Annotated in this window: 18 protein-coding genes; all 18 read right to left on the bottom strand. The window is 40.3% G+C overall.

The window, feature by feature from the left end:
* Positions 1 to 34 precede the first annotated feature (34 nt).
* Positions 35 to 1996: a polysaccharide biosynthesis protein gene (locus tag ONZ54_RS07880; RefSeq protein WP_271787869.1), complete on the bottom strand. Its 1962-nt coding sequence runs from the start codon at positions 1994 to 1996 to the stop codon at positions 35 to 37.
* 48 nt (positions 1997 to 2044) lie between these two features.
* Positions 2045 to 2608: a sugar transferase gene (locus ONZ54_RS07875; protein ID WP_271787868.1), complete on the bottom strand. Its 564-nt coding sequence runs from the start codon at positions 2606 to 2608 to the stop codon at positions 2045 to 2047.
* A 3-nt stretch (positions 2609 to 2611) separates the two neighbouring features.
* Complete coding sequence (locus ONZ54_RS07870; protein WP_271787867.1) at positions 2612 to 3568, bottom strand: UDP-glucose 4-epimerase family protein; 957 nt, start codon at positions 3566 to 3568, stop codon at positions 2612 to 2614.
* Between the two features lie 38 nt (positions 3569 to 3606).
* Positions 3607 to 4713, bottom strand: a complete 1107-nt coding sequence (locus ONZ54_RS07865; RefSeq protein WP_271787866.1) for a DegT/DnrJ/EryC1/StrS family aminotransferase — start codon at positions 4711 to 4713, stop codon at positions 3607 to 3609.
* A gap of 31 nt (positions 4714 to 4744) precedes the next feature.
* Positions 4745 to 5209 carry an acyltransferase gene (locus ONZ54_RS07860; protein ID WP_271787865.1) on the bottom strand — a complete coding sequence of 155 codons (465 nt, stop codon included), beginning with the start codon at positions 5207 to 5209 and terminating at the stop codon, positions 4745 to 4747.
* Positions 5187 to 5606, bottom strand: a complete 420-nt coding sequence (locus ONZ54_RS07855; RefSeq protein WP_271787864.1) for a sugar 3,4-ketoisomerase — start codon at positions 5604 to 5606, stop codon at positions 5187 to 5189. The genes ONZ54_RS07860 and ONZ54_RS07855 overlap by 23 nt, the downstream gene beginning before the upstream one ends.
* Positions 5607 to 5641: 35 nt before the next feature.
* Positions 5642 to 6442, bottom strand: a complete 801-nt coding sequence (locus ONZ54_RS07850) for a glycosyltransferase (RefSeq protein WP_271787863.1) — start codon at positions 6440 to 6442, stop codon at positions 5642 to 5644.
* Positions 6443 to 6450: 8 nt separating this feature from the next.
* Positions 6451 to 7557, bottom strand: coding sequence for a glycosyltransferase (locus tag ONZ54_RS07845; RefSeq protein ID WP_271787862.1), 1107 nt, complete (start codon positions 7555 to 7557; stop codon positions 6451 to 6453).
* A gap of 114 nt (positions 7558 to 7671) precedes the next feature.
* The gene (locus tag ONZ54_RS07840; RefSeq protein ID WP_271787861.1) at positions 7672 to 9060 is read right to left on the bottom strand and encodes an O-antigen polymerase; all 1389 of its coding nucleotides are present in this window, start codon (positions 9058 to 9060) and stop codon (positions 7672 to 7674) included.
* A 107-nt stretch (positions 9061 to 9167) separates the two neighbouring features.
* Positions 9168 to 10379 carry a TDP-N-acetylfucosamine:lipid II N-acetylfucosaminyltransferase family protein gene (locus ONZ54_RS07835; RefSeq protein WP_271787860.1) on the bottom strand — a complete coding sequence of 404 codons (1212 nt, stop codon included), beginning with the start codon at positions 10377 to 10379 and terminating at the stop codon, positions 9168 to 9170.
* A gap of 26 nt (positions 10380 to 10405) precedes the next feature.
* Positions 10406 to 11896, bottom strand: a complete 1491-nt coding sequence (locus tag ONZ54_RS07830) for an oligosaccharide flippase family protein (protein ID WP_271787859.1) — start codon at positions 11894 to 11896, stop codon at positions 10406 to 10408.
* Between the two features lies 1 nt (position 11897).
* On the bottom strand, positions 11898 to 12473 hold the full coding sequence (locus tag ONZ54_RS07825; RefSeq protein WP_271787858.1) for an acyltransferase: 576 nt from the start codon (positions 12471 to 12473) through the stop codon (positions 11898 to 11900).
* A gap of 60 nt (positions 12474 to 12533) precedes the next feature.
* Entirely contained in the window at positions 12534 to 13607 is a 1074-nt protein-coding gene (locus ONZ54_RS07820; RefSeq protein ID WP_271787857.1) for a DegT/DnrJ/EryC1/StrS family aminotransferase, read from the bottom strand.
* A gap of 72 nt (positions 13608 to 13679) precedes the next feature.
* Positions 13680 to 14747, bottom strand: a complete 1068-nt coding sequence (locus ONZ54_RS07815) for a DegT/DnrJ/EryC1/StrS family aminotransferase (RefSeq protein WP_271787856.1) — start codon at positions 14745 to 14747, stop codon at positions 13680 to 13682.
* 2 nt (positions 14748 to 14749) lie between these two features.
* Positions 14750 to 15331 carry an acyltransferase gene (locus tag ONZ54_RS07810; RefSeq protein ID WP_265421180.1) on the bottom strand — a complete coding sequence of 194 codons (582 nt, stop codon included), beginning with the start codon at positions 15329 to 15331 and terminating at the stop codon, positions 14750 to 14752.
* A 2-nt stretch (positions 15332 to 15333) separates the two neighbouring features.
* Complete coding sequence (locus ONZ54_RS07805) at positions 15334 to 16395, bottom strand: Gfo/Idh/MocA family protein (RefSeq protein ID WP_271787855.1); 1062 nt, start codon at positions 16393 to 16395, stop codon at positions 15334 to 15336.
* A 298-nt stretch (positions 16396 to 16693) separates the two neighbouring features.
* Positions 16694 to 17983: a nucleotide sugar dehydrogenase gene (locus tag ONZ54_RS07800; protein WP_271787854.1), complete on the bottom strand. Its 1290-nt coding sequence runs from the start codon at positions 17981 to 17983 to the stop codon at positions 16694 to 16696.
* Between the two features lie 177 nt (positions 17984 to 18160).
* Positions 18161 to 19042 carry a glucose-1-phosphate thymidylyltransferase RfbA gene (rfbA, locus tag ONZ54_RS07795; RefSeq protein WP_271787853.1) on the bottom strand — a complete coding sequence of 294 codons (882 nt, stop codon included), beginning with the start codon at positions 19040 to 19042 and terminating at the stop codon, positions 18161 to 18163.
* Positions 19043 to 19062 lie beyond the last annotated feature (20 nt).

Here is a 19062-nt window from a genome sequence, read left to right as displayed (position 1 = left end):
ATATCTTGCTTTCCTGTATAGAAAAGGGCTCTTATTAATGTATTGGCAAGTCAGCCTCTGATGTCAAAAAATCAATATCAGTAACAGCTGGTAATACTGGTGTTCCTTGCCTGGCCAGTCTGGCTTTCCAAACTAAATCACATATACCATCTGTCGGAGTGAAGCCCGCAGGAATACTCAAGAGTAATTGTCTAATTTTCTCATGATCAAAGCCATGGCAAGCCGCGTCTAACTCGACCAAAAATGCACGAAGTTCTGACCAAACCAACATTTGCTCGGTAGCCTTCATAATTCTTGGATGTTCAGTGCCTTCTACCTGCTCACCAATCAATAACTCTTCATATAATTTCTCGCCAGGTCGTAAACCAGTTATTTTAACCTCAATATCACCATCAGGGTTCTGCTCACTCTTAAAGTCCAACCCACTTAGTCTGATCATCCTATGTGCTAGATCCAGAATTTTCACAGGTTTACCCATGTCAAGCACAAAAACATCACCGCCCATGCCCATGGCTCCTGCCTGGATAACTAACTGAGATGCTTCGGGAATAGTCATAAAATAACGAATAATATCGGGATGCGTGACAGTAAGTGGCCCCCCATCTCTGATCTGCTGACGGAATAATGGCACGACAGACCCTGAAGATCCCAACACATTACCAAAACGAACCATACAAAAGCGAGTATGGCTTTGCTCTGCAGCCAACGCCTGCAAGACCAATTCAGCCAAGCGCTTGCTTGCCCCCATGGTATTAGTTGGACGAACAGCCTTATCCGTTGAAATCAAGACGAACGTATCGACACCAGATTCTATTGCAGCTTGTGCACAATACAATGTACCAAAAACGTTGTTGCGAACACCTTCAACAACATTATATTCGACCAAGGGAACATGTTTATAAGCCGCGGCATGATAAACTGTTTGAATATTAAAATTACTCATCACAGCTTTAAGACGATGTTGACGCTGCACAGATCCAAGCAATGGAATGACTTCAACTTCTATACTCTCCATACGACAGAGCTCATTTAACTCCTTATCGATGACATACAAACCATATTCGGAGAGCTCAAATAATATTAGCTTTTCTGGTTTACAACGAAGTATTTGACGACAAAGTTCAGAACCAATAGATCCACCGGCACCTGTGACCATAACACGCTTGCCATTAATGTTGGCGTTCATTAACTCAGGTATAGGATTGACAGCATCTCGACCTAATAAATCCTCAATAGATACTTCTTTCAATTCGTCGATATGTGCTTTGCCATCAACAAGATCAACCATTCCTGGAATGGATAGTACCTCACAGGGGAAATGTTCCAGACGATGGATAACATCTTGGCGCACAGCGCGTGACGCGCTGGGCATTGCCAACAGGATTTTTTTGATGTCAAAGCGAGAAACCAAATCACCAATCAAATCTGGGCTATAAACATTTATGCCTTGGATCACTGCTTTACGAATCGCGGGATCGTCATCTACAAACGCAATCGGAAAAAACTCGTGCCCCTGATTGAGGGCTAATTGTAACTGACGGCCTGATGACCCTGCACCATATATCAATACAGGTGTACGATTATGCTTACCCTGATTCACCAACATTCTGAAAAATAGCCTGACACTACCAACAAGCAGTACTGCAAAAGCAAAATAAATAACAGATACCGTTCTTGGCAAGGCCACTTCCATAAAAAATGCCAACATCACTAGAGATATTGTTGAACAAAAAACACCCAGTGCCACAGTCCATAAGACTTTAAATCCGACATAGCGTAATACGGCACGGTAGAGACCCAGTTTGACGAAAACAAAAACAGTGAAAGGCACGAGAATGGCCAAAAGCTCCCAGTGCAGGAGACTTTTAACGGGCATTGCCGTATCCAATCTTACCCAATACCCACCCCAAAAAGCAATACTAAGCAAAACCGCATCTATAATAACAGAAATAATGCGCTTGAATGGCCGAGATAATCCTAGAAAAAATGTCAGCATATAATAATATCCATGCAGCAATCATGAGGGACAACCATAAAGCAATAGTCAGTGTTTCACTCTATCACCGCTTCCTTTACCAGTTACTGTTTGCAGAATATATGTAAAATAACTTTTCAGAGTTAAAGACTCAATCATCTTTGCATCTGTTTCCGCAAGCAACTGAGGAGTTGACATATCAATAGAATTAACCTGAGCCAAACCGGTAATCCCAGGTCTAACGTCAAATACGTTGTACTTTTCACGCTCAGAAATCAGCACCTCCTGATTGAACAGACAGGGACGCGGCCCTACCAAGCTCATTTCGCCTTTCAAAACATTCCAGAGTTGTGGGAGTTCATCAAGTTTACTTTTACGTAAGAAATTGCCAAAAGGGGTAATGGCTGATGCATTGGCTAAATGGCTGGCAACGGAAGCCGTACCTACTTTCATAGTACGTAGCTTAACGAGAGTGAAGGGTTTTTTATGTCGCCCGACCCTCACTTGACAAAAAATCGGTGAGCCTGTTTCAAATAAACCGATCAAAATCAGCACCAGGATCACAGGTGATGCACACACCAATCCTAATAGAGAGAAAATAATGTCAAGTGTGCGAATGAGAAACGTGGTCATATTCTATACATCCCGTACTGATGATTGCATTGAGGCGGCTATCTTAGCCAATTGCTGATCCATCGTCACCGGTGGCTTCCATCCAAGCATCTCCTTGGTGTGGGTAATATCCACTTGCAATGAACCACATAGCCTATCCGCCACCGCCTTGTTACCTAGCAGACTTGCCACCCTCTGGATCCAGCTCATAGGTATTGGCAGCAGTTTTGTTTTCTTACCAAAGGCATGGGCGACCTTTTGCAATAACTCAGTTGTCGACACATCCTGATCATCGCTAACCAAAAATGTTTGGTTTACAGCCTTGGGGTGCTCAAGACAATTCATTATCAAATCAATCAGGTTATCCAACGCAACCAGACTCCGCTGATTATGAATGGCTCCCAGGGGTAGAGGTAAGCCTTTCATTACTGCCTTTACCAATTTGCCAAAGTTCCCTGGTGCATTAGCACCATAAACCAATGGAGGGCGGAGTATCACATACTCCATGCCAGTGGCTGAACAGAGAGCCTTCAATCCCTCTTCGGCCTCCAGCTTGGAGCGAGAGTAATCATCCCAAGGGGCCGGTTGATCCTCGATGGTAAAAGGGGACTGTGTTAAATTTCCATTAACTCCTATCGAACTGATGAATATGAACCTCTTTACCCCATTGGCCGCTGCCATTTTTGCAAGACCCAAGGTACCATCCACGTTAACCTGTCTAAAAGCAGCGAGCGGATCTTGCAGGTTATCTTTTAAAATATGGGCCCTTGCCGCACAATGAATAATGACATCAACATGTTCAAATGCTGCAGTGTCAACTGACAATGCTGACAGCTCTCCGAATATGACTTGTTCACTACCCACAGGGACATAATTATCATTTCTAACCAGTGCCGTCACCTGATGGCTTTTGGCCAATAACTGGCCTAACAGCGCACGACCGACAAAACCATTGGAACCGGTTAAAATCACCTTGCTCATAGACGCCCTCTGGCTATTTAGAATCCCCATTAGATGGGCTATTTAAATTTATTAATTGCTGAAATGACCTTGCTGATGGCCTCTTCTGACATTGTTGGATCTAAAGGCAGCGAGAGTACCTGCTCATGAATTTCTTCGGTTAGAGGCAATGAGAGCTCACTCCACTCAGAGTATGCTTGCTGCTTATGGGGAGGGATAGGATAGTGGATAAGAGTCTGAATACCCTGTTCTGTTAGATATGACTGCAGTGTAGTTCTATTTACACTACGAATGACAAAAAGATGCCATACATGCGCCTTGGTTTCTGTCAGGTGTGGAAGATAAATGGCTTCATTATTTATTTCTGATAAATAGCGAGCAGCTATCTGCTGACGACGAGCCGTATCAGTTTCAAGATACTGTAGTTTAACCCGCAGCATCGCAGCTTGAATCTCATCCAGGCGACTGTTGACACCTTCATATAAATTTTCATATTTACGGTGGGAACCGTAGTTACGTAATGCTCTCAGAGTCTGCGCTAACTCATCATTATTAGTGGTGATTGCACCCGCATCACCCAACGCCCCCAAATTCTTACCTGGGTAAAAGCTGAAACCAGCAGCATCACCCCAGTTACCAGCACGCTTGCCGTTAAGCTCGGCACCATGTGCTTGCGCGCAATCTTCTAACACCAACAGGTTGAATTTTTTGGCAATGGCCATTAACTCCGGCATAGGTGAAAGCTGACCGTAGAGATGAACTGGCAGCATGGCCTTTGTTTTGTGACTGATTGCAGCACACACAGTTACGGGGTCGAAGTTATAAGTAGAGGGGTCAGGTTCAACCAATATCGGAACCAGGTCATTTTCGGTAATCGCCAGAATCGACGCAATATAAGTATTGGCCGGCACAATGACCTCATCACCTGCATGCAGCATACCAAGCTCTTTCCAAGCCCTTAGCGTAAGAATCAATGCATCCAATCCATTGGCCACACCAATGGCATGCTTGGTGCCACAAAAGGTCGCAAATTCGCTTTCAAACTGGGCTAGCTCATTGCCCATGACATACCAACCAGAATCGATAACGCGAGCACATGCAATCTTTAATTCAGTTTGATATCGTGCATTGATGGATTTTAGATCAAGAAAGGGAATCATTGTCATCACCGAATTGCCATATAATTAATTGGGGATTTTAATTTTCATTTACAAACTTTACTACTTTTGCCGGATTCCCTATGACCACAGCATAAGGAGGAACGTCTTTTGTAACTACAGCACCAGCACCAACCATACAATACTCACCCAATGTAATACCAGGTAATATCGTCGCATTGGCACCGATAGAACAGCCTTTTTGTAATACAGTTCTCAAGAAGCAGTCAGGATATACTTTTGAACGAGGATGTTTGTCATTGGTGAATGCTGCACAAGGCCCGATAAAAACATCGTCTTCGACAGTTATACCATCCCAAAGATAAACACCTGACTTTACCGTAACGCGATTTCCAATAATGACATCATTTTCGATCAAAGTATGTGCACAGATATTACAATCTGAACCAATTTTAGCCTGTTTTAAAATAACCGAAAATTGCCAGACTCGAGTATCTTTACCAATGTCAGACGTTTGCACATCACTGAGGGGATGAAGAAACATTGCGAGTAACCTCTAAAAATTTCTGATAATCCCGAATATAATCACTTTCATCATAATTTTCACTAGCAAGAACCATTAGAACGCAGTCTTCACTGAAATCATGCATTTCTCGCCAAGTCACCCCATCTATATACAATCCTTTACTGGGTGACTCTAGCAATACAGACACCCTATGATGCCCATCATCTAATATAAAACGGCAATTACCTTTAACACAAACAGCAACCTGCTTCAGTTGCTTGTGTGCGTGAAAACCTCGTGCCACATCCTTTTGCGTACCAAATATGTAATACACTCGCCTAATGTCAAAAGGGATATTCTTATTGCTTTCTAAGCTAACCAAGGATCCTCTTGCATCACCAAGAATATCAAAATCAATAGTTTTTATTAAACTCATAAGACTACCCTAATTGCATCAAAAATATATCAATCTTATTTTTTCATTATAGACTGAATAGCTCTTTTAAAGTTAAACAAATAGTGATCAAAAATAAAGTGAACAATAACAATCCATATCCAGCGAGAAGGGGATATAAGCATGTAATTTTTAGTTAACGTTTGCATTTTATTTTTAAATACAACGCGCCTATCCAATTTTTTAATCGTATTATTCTGATGTGAACGATAAAAAAACAGAGGCTCATCCACAACGCTAAAGCTAGTTTCAGCTGCGCATCGGATAGAAAAGTCCCAGTCCTCTATTTTCAATCCCTCATCAAACCCACCCACCCTATCAAATAGCGACCGAGTAAACATGATTGTTCCGGCAGCATAAGGCTGATGAAAAAACACACTGCCGAGAACTTTACCCTGAATAATTTTTTTAGGAAACTCGCGTATAGCATCCCCACTTTCAGAGTCAAACTCTCTCGCCTTGGTATAACAAAACTCGGAGCCTGGATACTGTGCAATTGCTTTTATCTGTTTTTCTATTTTTTCTGGATGAAAATAGTCATCTGACGCCAAGATACATATATACTCCCCATGGGAATAGCCCTGGATAGCCTTATTCAGAGTCTTTGATATACCGGCGTTAGACTGCTCTATAAGAATAAATGATTCACCGTATGATAAACCCCTCAAAAATTCAACTGAACCATCGGAAGAACCATCATCAATAACTATCAACTCAATATTGCTGTAACTCTGTTCGAGCACGCTTTTCAATGCATTCTCAACATATTTAATATGATTATACGATGGTATGACTACAGTAACTAAAGGCAATGTCATATATAAACTCAGCTTTGTAATTTTCTATAGAAATTAAATAACTTACTTTCTTCTCGAGACCAATTATACTTCTCAGTCACTGCATTCAAACCATTATTACCCATTTCACTCGCCATATCAGGATTGGATATTATTGAATCAATCGCAGTTGCAATTTCCTGAGGGGAAAGAGGGTCTACACACAACCCACAGTTATTACCGGCGACAATTTCTTTCCAAAGTGGAAAATTTGATGACAAAACCGGAACTCCGGCCCTCATATACTCAAACATTTTTACCGGCAATGCCTCTATAAAATTTGGCATAGGATGAAGCGTGACAAGTCCCAATGACGATTGTTTAATTAAGGTATCTACACTGACACGATCTAGCCACCCATGGAATACAACGTTATTCCAGCCTTCACATTGAGATAACTTGCTTTTAAAATCTTCAGATGAAAAACTTCCAGATAAATTCAATTTAACTTCATACTCAAGCAGGCTAATCGCCTTCATAACTTCAACAATTCCCCTATCAGGCTCAATCGTACCAACAAAACAAACAGATTTTATTTCATTGTCAACTTTTTGTTTAAACTGAGCCCCCTCATTAAGAATAGGGTAATTGTTAATGTTCTCAGATATTCTACTTTTTCTAGCGAAATTTTGTTGAATAGATTCGGTTGCACAAACAACGCCATCAATTCTTGAGCATATAAAAGATTCCAAAAACGAATATGACTTAGCAATTAACATGCGAAGCAATCTGGGAATATACGACTTATTCAAAAGCTGCTTGTAAACATCTTCATGTGAATCAAAGACAGCCAACTTCCCTTTCTTTTTTAATTTAAATAAAAGCGGAAGCAATTCCGGATCATGTGCATGATATATATCAGCATTTATTCTCATTGCCACATCATAAGCTAGCTTGGTTGCATAATATACCCGATGAAACCTACTTCTAGGAAGCCCAATGTCAATAATGTTAACACCATTAACTATGTCATCACCCAAGCCATCGGCGACGACTAAATATACGTCATAGCCAGCAGTAACAAGAGACGTACATTCTTTAAAAAAAATTCTAACATCATGTCGTTTGTGTACTGTTGTAATATGTGCAACTTTCATAAGTTATAGTTACCAATAATAAAAACAATCCTAATTAATACATACCAGCTCAACTAAACTAGTCTTGCCAACATGGCCGAATAAATACTTCACTATCAAATATCATTTGATATGCTATTCCAGAACGAACATTGAGCCTCTATATTTTAACTTATTTACAACGATGGCAATAATGTATATTGAAATCGATGGAAATAGCATCCAAAAAACTGAAAGATTATTGAGTTCCCCCTTGGGGTAGAGCATATAAAAACCAATGATGAATTTGGCATAAAATATCAAGAAAATCGCACTTCTAGTTTTAATCATTAAATTTCTAATTAAAGCGCCTAGCGCGCCAAAGAGAAACATACCAAAAATAAAACCCATATACGAAAAATTGACATACATCTCACCAATACCTGTGACTGGTAAGTTCCCATCTTGGGTATGCATGTACCATTGTTGCTTAGCTAATACTGCGGGCATTTCAACAAGCCCAAATACATTAGGGCTAACAAAATTGAATATAGGGTGTAATATCGTAGAGCCATACATGTACCCTATATCATATGACCATGAATCAATCACCTTCATGAGTAAGGCAAAGTTAGGAGTATAGCCCTTATCAAAGAGTATATGTGAAAGGTAATCAAAACTAAGGAACTCACTTATATACGTTGATAGTTCAAACCCGCCATCAACCGTATTTAAACTCAAACTACTCGCGATCCTTAAACCATATACACTAATCCCAACTAGAACTAGAAGCATACCTAGAAACGAATACCTAACGTTTAATTTATAACTTCCATTGTAATAGTAATATATTATAAGAAACGTTGTAAGATAAAAAATAGACTGTGCGATTCGTCCATTTGATATCATAATCAAAAATGAAGAAATTACTATAATGCTTATCATAGTATTAAGCTTGCGATTCTGCATTGCAGAAATGAAAAATATATAGCAAGCAATATACATACTATGATAGCCAAGCGTTGTTACTGGTCCTTGAAAATCATAATACCTCATGGATATAGTTTTATAATATAGCACAATATCGCCTGAGGATATGATAAATATATTAATCATAAAATTCACGAGACCAATAACATATAAAAAAACTGCTATATAGAATATAGTCTTTGAATCGAAAGCACTAGAATGAAAAGGCTTATGGACACGAGAATTAGTTGAGAAAAACCAATATCCGGTTAATGCAGAAATGTATGAGACGATTAATGCTATGAGCCCGTACATGTATACAGTATCGATGTTGTTATAGAAATTAGTGGTAGAGATAAAATGATTATTATTTAATCCATTAACCCTCAAAATATATGCAGAGGCTATAAACGTTACATAACAAAGTGAAAAAAGATAGAACGGATCAAATAAGTCTTTATTTTTTGGTAGAATCAAAAATGCCGAAACAATAGCAAAACTAAAGAATATCAATGCAAACTCAATTCCTTCGCCAGGATAAGAGTTTAATAATGTCAGTGTAAGAAGTAAGATCATACTCCATACTGATAAATTAAAATATGAAAATTTATAATTAAAATATAGCATAATTTTTACCTAATAGTCTCCATGACCATTTTAACTTTTATCCCAAACCGGAAAAATCATTTAAAGTCATTATCATCAATGTGACTAATAGCTAATTCGACAAGTTCTTTTGTTTTTATTAAGTCTGCATGCTCTGAAAAATATGATGCTAATATCGTTCTATTATTAATTATCTCATCTAACTCTAGCTTTGAATTAAGTAATTCTTTATTTAGCTCCAATTCCTCAACTGAATATATTATTGCGCCTAGCCCCTTAAAGAAAGTATAAATAGCCGATTCTGATCGTAAAAAAACTTTAGCTCCTAGGTACATCATTATAATGATATTCCCCATGGCTTGTTGCCGGACATGATTCATTATTACAAACCCACACTTTTGTAATAATTTAATGTAGTCATCTATTGGCATAAATTTTTCTATTGGACAGAAAGATTCACCTAGATTAGCTGCGCCGTAATCCTTTATTTTTTTAGCATAATTATTGTCACCATAACTTAATGGCGTAACTATCTTATATTTTGAAGAATTTAAATCAAGTTTAGATAATAGGCTTATAGCCTCTAGATGATTATTAGTAGCCCCAGCACTGTTTCCTAATAAAATCCAGTCGCCAGATACTCTTTTTCCCATAAAATTTCTAACAAAATCATTCTCTAAGTTTCCATAATTCCATGGGGCATATTTAGGGAAAGATTTAACATTGAATTTATTCTTTACCATATTATATTCAACGGGTAAAACAGGTGAAAAAATATCAATTTTATTTAGGGCCCATCTAAATAAAATTTTACTACCTAAAATCTTATTCACTACCTTTATCAAACGTGACTTTATACTATATTTATTAATTCCTGGTAAAAGTCCGTCGTTAATAACCCTCCTCGTTTCATCTAGATATAGACCCACATCAAGAGTATCAGCAGAGAATGCTCTACTATAATAATCATATCCCATTCCTAGCCATATTATTTTTGCTCTTTTAGGCATTAGAACTATAGGAATCATAAAGTTTGCCAATGAATGCAGAACTATAATGTCATATTTCCACAACAATTTAGCAAAAAAAGGATTTAGCACTTCTAATTTACTTTTCTCTATGAAAAGATCATTGTTTTTTATAAATTGCCATGTTTTTTTTGTAAATATAAAAACATCATTGCATTTTGGATATGCTCGCTCGAAAGAGCGATATGCCGTATCAATAAAGATGCTGTCAAATGCAATATGAGCAATTTTGATGTTATTTTTAATAAATTTATTATCCATTAAACCACCGAATTTTCATGAAAAATTCAATATCGATATTTAAGAAAGCGATAAATAGCACCATTAATCATTAAAAAAACCAGGCCAAATAAAGATATAAGCATCAAACTTTGAAACCTAGAATAGGCCTCCAAGTGTAGAGGTAAATCACATGAAAAATAAATATAATATAAGGCTACCGGCATGGTTAAAAAAGGAGTCACATCATTCAATATCCACTTGAGATGTTGCTTGGGTATAAATTTTTTATGTACAATTCCTGTCCATATAATCATGAACAAAAAGTTAGAGGTACACCAAACCTTAGCTGCGCCAACGGCACCAAAATGCTTGGTTGCAAAATAAATCGCCGGAATGATAGTTAGTGCAAAAATGACATTTCCAATAATATGCAAACGGATATTTCCATAAGCACATTGTAAATAATATGAGAGGCCCGTAAGTGCTAATGCACCATTCCCCCAAGCATACCAGTGCATAATGGGAGCTACATTATCTGAAATTACCCAACTCCCAGTCCAAATATAAACAATTTCTCTTGAAAATGTTCCTGTCAAAATAGATACAGGTGCAATAATCATTGCCATCACTCTGGATGCAGATCTATAAACACTTACGATTTCAGATTTATTATTTTGTGCATGCAAAGCAGCTAATCTAGGAGAGACTGCCTGAGATAAAGGGCCACTGAGTAAACTAATTCCGCCAGCAGCTGTAACAGCCATGGTGAAATATCCATATTCTTTTAGAGGCAGTAATGAACTTAACAGCAATTTATCCAGCTGGGTGATCAGTACCCAAACGGCTGAGGTAAATGCGATACCAAGGGAAAATTTAAGCGTCGGTTTTATCGAGGATAGAAACTCCCAATCAGGCAAGGGAATCGCTTCTTTACTGGGGATGTATTTTTTGACAATAATCCAGAGTAAGAAAAATTCAACGCATGAAATCACTATCTGATACTGGAAAAAAGCATCTATAGAATCCTGAGTAAGGATTAACACAACCACAGACCCAGGGAAACGAAATGTTGCCAGCACCATATTGACAACATTTAGCTGAACTTGGCGCTCAAGCCCCATCAGAGTGCTACGCAAGGGACCACTCTGCCAACGGATGCAAACAGAAATAACGATACAAGATAGTGCAAAAATGACAGTTTCTTTTGGTAGGGTGGTTTTCAACCAACTAGTTGCTAACCACTCCCGAGCACCAAAACTCAATACAGCCACAATACAGGCGATTAGTGCGAAAAGAATAAGTATTAATTGTTGTAAACGCTTGAAACGAAAAGCTTCCACTAGATCAAAACGAGACCTTGAAGCCTCACGCGCCAGCATGGTGGAGATCCCCATATCTAGTAGCTGCATCCACCCCTGAAGCAAGGCAAAAAAACCAACCAAACCATATCCTTCAGCACCTAATCGCTCAACGTAAAATGGAACGATGACAATACCAAGTATGGCTAAATAGATCTGACCAATATAGTTAGCTATGGCATTTTTTCTAATTGACAATTTATGACCCTATACAAATTTCTTTATTCAACTGCATTTCTATTTTTAATAGATCACGTTTACGATTTGCAATTTTTTTAATAGGAACACCAGCATATATACCAAAAGATTCACAACTCATATTAACCAGTGAAAGTGCTCCAATGGCGACCCCCTCATCCAATATAGTATCAGGTAAAATAATACTTCCACTTCCAACAATAACATGCGGTCCTAAAAACACATCAGCATGATTTACGTTAGTGAATTTCTCAGGAACCATTGGATTAGTCATAAATGAGCCTGAATAATCATCATTACTAGAATATATAGAAACTCTGGAAGATATATTACAGTAATCTGATATTGTTATCTTACCTGCACCTATCAATGAGCTAAATACGGCTATATGGATATAACTTCCAATATTGATCCCACCCTCTCCGGCAGATACAACACAGTAATCATCAATTCTAACATTACTTCCAATTTTTATTTTATTTGCACCATAAATAGATGCTTTATCAGATATTTTTACATTCTCTCCATACGAAATAAAGCCAAAATACTCTAACTCTTCCTTGTTAAGATATGCCATAAAAAACCTTAATAAACTGTAACTTAGTAATAATGAAATAAGTAAAGTATAGATATAAAATTAAATAACAGCCCTTATCGCTGCAGTAACGCTATATATATCATTCAAAGTCATGTTATAGTGAAGTGGTAAACATATCATCCCTTCTGCAGCCTGATGACTATTGTCACAACCAAAGTTAACACATTGTGGAAAAACGGTATCCAAGGATGGATAAAAATAACGCCGATTCTGAATGCCTTGCTTTGATAAGTGCTCAATGACACGGAGCAATTTCTCCTCCGAGTCTAAATAAATCGGCATGTAAGCTCCATTGAAGGAGCTGTCTAGATGCCATTCAGGAAGACCCACCACATCCTTCAAGCCTTCCCTGTACGCAGTAAACAAGGCCTCTCGATGCTCCAAAATAAGAGCTATATCATCCAGCAACACCAAACCCACGGCAGCCTGATATTCATTCATTTTTGCATTAATACCAATGCCATCTATGCCATTTTTACCAATCGCAAAATTAATCAATTCTTTGGCTCTTTCATAATTCTCATGCTGTTTAAATACAACTGCACCGCCTTCGACGGTATGATACACCTTTGTTGCATGAAAACTTAATATACTGGCATCGCCGAAATTTAAAATCGACTCACTTCCAACCTTGACTCCAAATGCATGAGCAGCATCATAGATTATTTTAACACCCATATTTTCAGACAATTGCTCAAACGCCTGAACGTCACAGGGGTTTCCATATACATGTGTTGCAATAACAGTGTCTATTTCTGAGTTTCTTTCCAATGCCTTTTGAGCCTGCGTAGAACACAAATTGTAACTTTTAGGATTAATGTCAGAAAATGAAAGTGGAATGTTTTGCCATAATGCAGAGGACGATGTTGCCACAAAAGAGAAGGGTGTCGTTAAGGCAGATTTAACTCCTAGAACTTCATATGCGACTTGCAAAGCCAAGGTACCATTGGACATTAGCAGTAGATTTTTTATACCTAGATATTCTTCCAGACGTTCTGTCAACTTTTGGTGTAGAGGACCAAAATTAGTATACCAACCGATACTATTCACCTGTTCCAAATAGCTGCTTAGCTTTTTCAAATCAGGCTTGACCGGACTATTGAGAGCAATCATGTTTTTTACCAAAGAGTATAGCATTCTGTTAATGACAATTTATTAATTTAATTGCCAGTACCACTGGTATATTTAAATCATATATGGATGCATTGGCAAACTAACCACTTGCTTTGATAGTTTCTCAGCCACTGGCAAATCACCTTCTTTATAACCAAGATAAGCAAACGCCTTCTGCTGATGCAGACAAGTTGCGTAATAGATCATGGTTGGTATTCCTTTGGCCTTGTATTCAGCCATGGTAGCGTCTCGATCCTGAGTAATGATGGTATATTGTGCCCATGAGCTTAAATAACCAGGCGGCACCATGGGTGTTTTATATTTCCCTGCCAATGCCTGCTCATAGTTTTTAGCCACTTTATTACGAGCAATCAACTCCTCTGGGAAGACGGCCAGTTTCTCTAATAAAATTGCCGCTTGGATAGTATCAAGTCGACTGTTCATACCAATACGAACATTGTCGTATTTGTCTGCTCCTTTGCCATGAACCCGGTAAGACTTGATAAGCTCGGCATATTCATCGCTATTGGTGAAGATAGCGCCACCATCGCCATAGCACCCCAGCGGCTTGGCTGGGAAGAAACTGGTAGTTGCAATATCACCAAAGCTACCGGCCCGTTTTCCGTTCAATTCACCGCCAAAACCCTGAGCTGAATCTTCGAGGAGTTTCATATTGTATTTCTTTGCAATAATTTCCAGCTCTGGATAATTGGCAGGCAACCCGAAGAGATCAACAGTGATAATCGCTTTGAGATTGAGCTTGCCTTCGGCGAGAACCCGTTGAATCTGCTTTTCCAAGTTTTGAGGTGAGATGTTGAAGGTATCGGGATCGGAATCTACAAAAACAGGGGTAGCACCTTCATAAGCGATGGTCTCTGCTGTAGCAAAGAAGGTGAAAGTTGGACAAAAAATAGCATCGCCAGGTTTAACTCCCATCGCCATCATCGCCAGTGTCAGAGCATCGGTACCATTGGCACAGGTAATGACATGTTTAACCCCGACATAGTCAGCCAGCTTGGCCTCCAATTCGGCCACCTCAGGCCCCATGATGTAATGACCATGCTCGAGCACTTGCTGAATTCGTTGGTCAATCTTCTGTTTCAGATGCTGGTATTGGGCAGCCAAGTCAATAAATTGCATGATTATCTTTCCAATCTACTGAGGGTGTCACCCTCTAGAACATAGGTTTCTTGAGTGAAAGGGCAAACTGTTGTGGCCTGGCCATAAAGAGGGAGATCGAGCTTTTCACCGTAGGCACTCATCCAACCTATTTGCTTGGCGGGTACGCCCACCATAAGAGCAAAGGGTTTGACCTCTTTGTTCACTACTGTCCCGGCACCGATGAAAGCGTACTCGCCGATGGTAACACCACAAACAATGGTACAGTTGGCTCCCAGGGTTGCTCCTTTTTTGACAAGGGTGTCACGATATTCAGCTTTGCGTTCGATCAAGGCTCTTGGGTTATAGACATTGGTGAAGACCATGCTGGGACCACAGAAGACCCCCTCTTCCAAAATTACATTATCGTATACCGAAACATTGTTCTGTATCTTGCAGCGATCACCAATAACTACTTTATTGCCAACGAAGACATTTTGACCAAGAGAAACTCCTGCACCAATCTTTGCCCCTGCACAGACATGGGCCCAATGCCACACTCTGGAGTCAGCCCCAATCTGCGCACCCACATCAACGATCGCAGTTTCATGCACCAGATAGTTCATGCTTAATACTCCAGCGGCAAACCAACTTGACGGCCATCACGGGCTGCCAGGTAGGCGGCAATCAACAGTTCCAGTGAGGTCAAACCCTCACGACCGTCAGTTTCTGGCTCAGCTTCGCCACGCATAACATCCACTACATTCTTGTAGTAAAGAGGATGCCCAAAGCCGTAGACAGAAGTGGTCTCATAGTTTGCCTCGCTGATCTGGGCATCGTAATCTTTCTCTTCAGCAAACTGCCATTGCTGAATTTCGTTGACTGCAAGCCCGCCAATTCGCACCGTACCCTGCTCACCAAGGATGGTAATACTACCTTCCAGATTACGTGGATAAGTAAGCATGGTAACGCTCATAGAACCTACTGCACCATGACGCCACTTGATGTTCAGCACACCAGTGTCTTCAGCTTCAATATCCCGAGTCGTGGTCATCATCGCCTGAACTTTTTCGACAGGGCCAATCAGCCAGTGCAATAGATCAACATAGTGGCTCGCCTGATTCATGAAGGCACCACCATCAAACTCCCAATTACCGCGCCAACCGCCAACATCGTAATAGGATTGGGGACGAGTCCAGAACACATTAATATTGACCATATGGATCTTGCCAAAACGCTTCTCAGTGATGGCACGCTTCAACAGTTGCAGAGTGGTATTACGACGATTCTGTTTGACAACGAAGAGACGCACTCCTGCTTTGTCACATGCCTTGACCATTTGCTGACCATCTTGCCAACGAGTCGCCATAGGTTTTTCTGTAATGACATGTACCCCATGCGCAGCAGCGAGTATTGCCTGATCAGCATGCAAGCCACTGGGGGTGCAAAGGCTTACGATATCGATCTGCTCTTTTTCCAACATTTCTTGCAGCTTTTGATAGGCTGGGACCTGATATTGCTGCTGGTGCTCAACGAGCGTAGTCGGATTGATATCGCAAATCGCAACTAGCTCAAAGTGAGCTGCATGTTGGGCGATGGAACCAAAATGGTTTTTGGAAATGCGGCCACAGCCAACAATGGCGATTCTGATCTTGCGATCTTTGATGATAGGGTAGCTTTGAATTAGCACAATAATTACCTTATTTGTTTAACACCAGACGGAGGGTGTTTACTCGGTTTGTCTATATGTTTGTTTTGCCTGGAGTGCCGCATGGTTGACTGCATTCACTCGCCCCATCACATATCCTCGCAGGATTGTGAAAACTGTTCATGGCTCACACTAACGACCAACAAGAAAAATTTAGTCGCTAATATGGCACATCATCACAGTTTTAATGGCTAAATTTTTAGTGTATTCAGTCATTCCAATAGTTCATTGAAAATTGCAAGAAGGCATCTTATGGCAGCCTCTACAATTGAACCGGAGATTAAAAGCGGAAAAGCGTAAACCCAGCCTTGTCACAGGCCTCCCGTGTATAGAGAGCCTTGATATCTGCCAGCACAGGTTGATCAGTACGACAGAACTTGCGTAACTGTTGTGGAGAGAGCTCTCGAAACTCCTGATGACCTACGGCGACAATGAGGCTATCGACTGGAGATTGCTCGCTAATGACACCCAATTCAATACCATACTCATGTTGCACTTCGTCAGTATTAGCCCAAGGATCTATTACGACCACATTCAACCCCCAATTTTTCAGTTCAGTAATCAGGTCAATTACCTTGCTATTACGAATATCGGGACAGTTCTCTTTGAAGGTAATACCCATCACACCAACAACACTGCGAGCAACATCAATACCATTTTTCAGCATCAGCTTTATGACATTTCTGGCAGCATAACGTGCCATGTTATCGTTGATGCGACGACCTGCAAGAATTACCTGAGGGTGATATCCCAACTCTTCGGCCTTGTGCGTCAGATAATAAGGATCAACACCTATGCAATGGCCACCAACCATACCAGGACGGAAAGGAAGAAAATTCCATTTGCTACCAGCGGCTTCTAATACTTCTATGGTGTCGATGCCAATACGATCAAAAATGATGGAGAGTTCATTGACGAAGGCAATATTGAGGTCACGTTGACTGTTTTCGATCACCTTTGCTGCTTCCGCAACCTTGATACTGGTAGCAGGGAAGGTGCCGGCTGAAATAATCGAGTTGTAAAGCGCATCTACCTCTACAGCAATTTCAGCAGTCGAACCACTAGTGATCTTCTTGATTTTCGTCAGAGTGTTGACCTTGTCACCAGGGTTTATGCGCTCCGGGCTGTAGCCGCAATAGAAGCCTTCATTGAACTTAAGGCCTGAGAACTTCTCCAGCACAGGTACACATATTTCCTCAGTGCAACCTGGATAGACAGTGGATTCATAGATAACGATAGCCCCCTGCTTCAGTGCCTTAGCCACTGTCTCGCTAGCTTTCACCAATGGCGTTAAATCAGGACGGTTAGCTCCATCAATAGGCGTTGGGACGGTAACGATAAAGATGTCACAATCTTTCAAGGTATTCTGGTCACTGCTATAGGTCAGCCTTGTCGCCTGTTTCAGTTCTTCAGGGGTGACTTCAAGAGTACTGTCCTGAAAACTCATCAGTTCATTGATGCGCGATTGGTTAATATCGAATCCGAGCACGGAACGGTATTTCCCAAACTCTACGGCTAAAGGCAACCCAACATAACCTAGCCCAATAATGGCCACTTTCTTGTTTTGCATCTTTACTCCAAAAGAATATAAAAATAAAATAATAAAATGGTTCAAAGTCAGGATAGTGGTTTGAATACTTCATTTGAGGATGACTAATAAACCTTTAAAAGGAGATCTACAGAATATGCAACGTAGTTACTAACCGACTTAAATGTAAAAAGTGAAACCGAACCTAAAAAACACTTGTTATTTCACCTTGGAAACCAACCTCATCAAGTATTGACCATAAGCATTCTTTATCAATGGCGCAGCTAATAACCTCACTTGAGTAGCATCAATAAATCCCTGACGGTAGGCTATCTCCTCCGGACAAGAGACTTTTAGTCCTTGTCGAGTTTCAATAGTCTGAATAAAGTTGCTCGCCTCAATCATACTCTCGTGAGTACCGGTATCAAGCCAGGCATAGCCACGACCCATCATGGCCACCGACAGATTTCCTTGCTCAAGATAAATTCGATTAATGTCTGTAATTTCCAGTTCGCCGCGAAGAGATGGCTTCAAGTTCTTGGCTATCTCCACAACATTGTTGTCATAAAAATAGAGACCCGTTACCGCATAGTTGCTCTTCGGCTCTTGCGGTTTTTCTTCTAGGGAAATGGCAATCCCCTCATCATCAAACTCTACTACACCATACCGCTCTGGGTCATATACATGGTAGGCAAATACGGTCGCTCCACTGGGAGTGTCTGCGGCTGACACCAACTGTTTCTGCAAATTGTGGCCGTAAAATATATTATCGCCCAAGACCAGAGCACATGCATCTGAACCAATAAACTCCTCACCCAAAATAAACGCTTGTGCCAAACCATCCGGGCTCGGTTGTACCTTGTATTGCAAATTCAACCCCCACTGACTGCCATCTCCCAGCAGCTGTTCAAAACGGGGGGTATCTTGTGGCGTACTGATTATCAAGATATCTCGTATTCCCGCCAGCATCAGGGTACAGAGTGGGTAGTAAATCATTGGTTTGTCATAAATGGGTAGCAGCTGCTTGCTGACTGCCATGGTGACGGGGTAGAGACGAGTGCCTGACCCACCGGCCAGAATAATACCTTTACGTTTGGTCATAATGCTTCATTTCTTATATT

This window comes from Aeromonas salmonicida (genome assembly GCF_028355655.1).
GTDB lineage: Bacteria > Pseudomonadota > Gammaproteobacteria > Enterobacterales > Aeromonadaceae > Aeromonas > Aeromonas salmonicida.
Note: the sequence above shows the minus strand (reverse complement) of the source record. Positions and strands in the feature narration are given on the sequence as shown.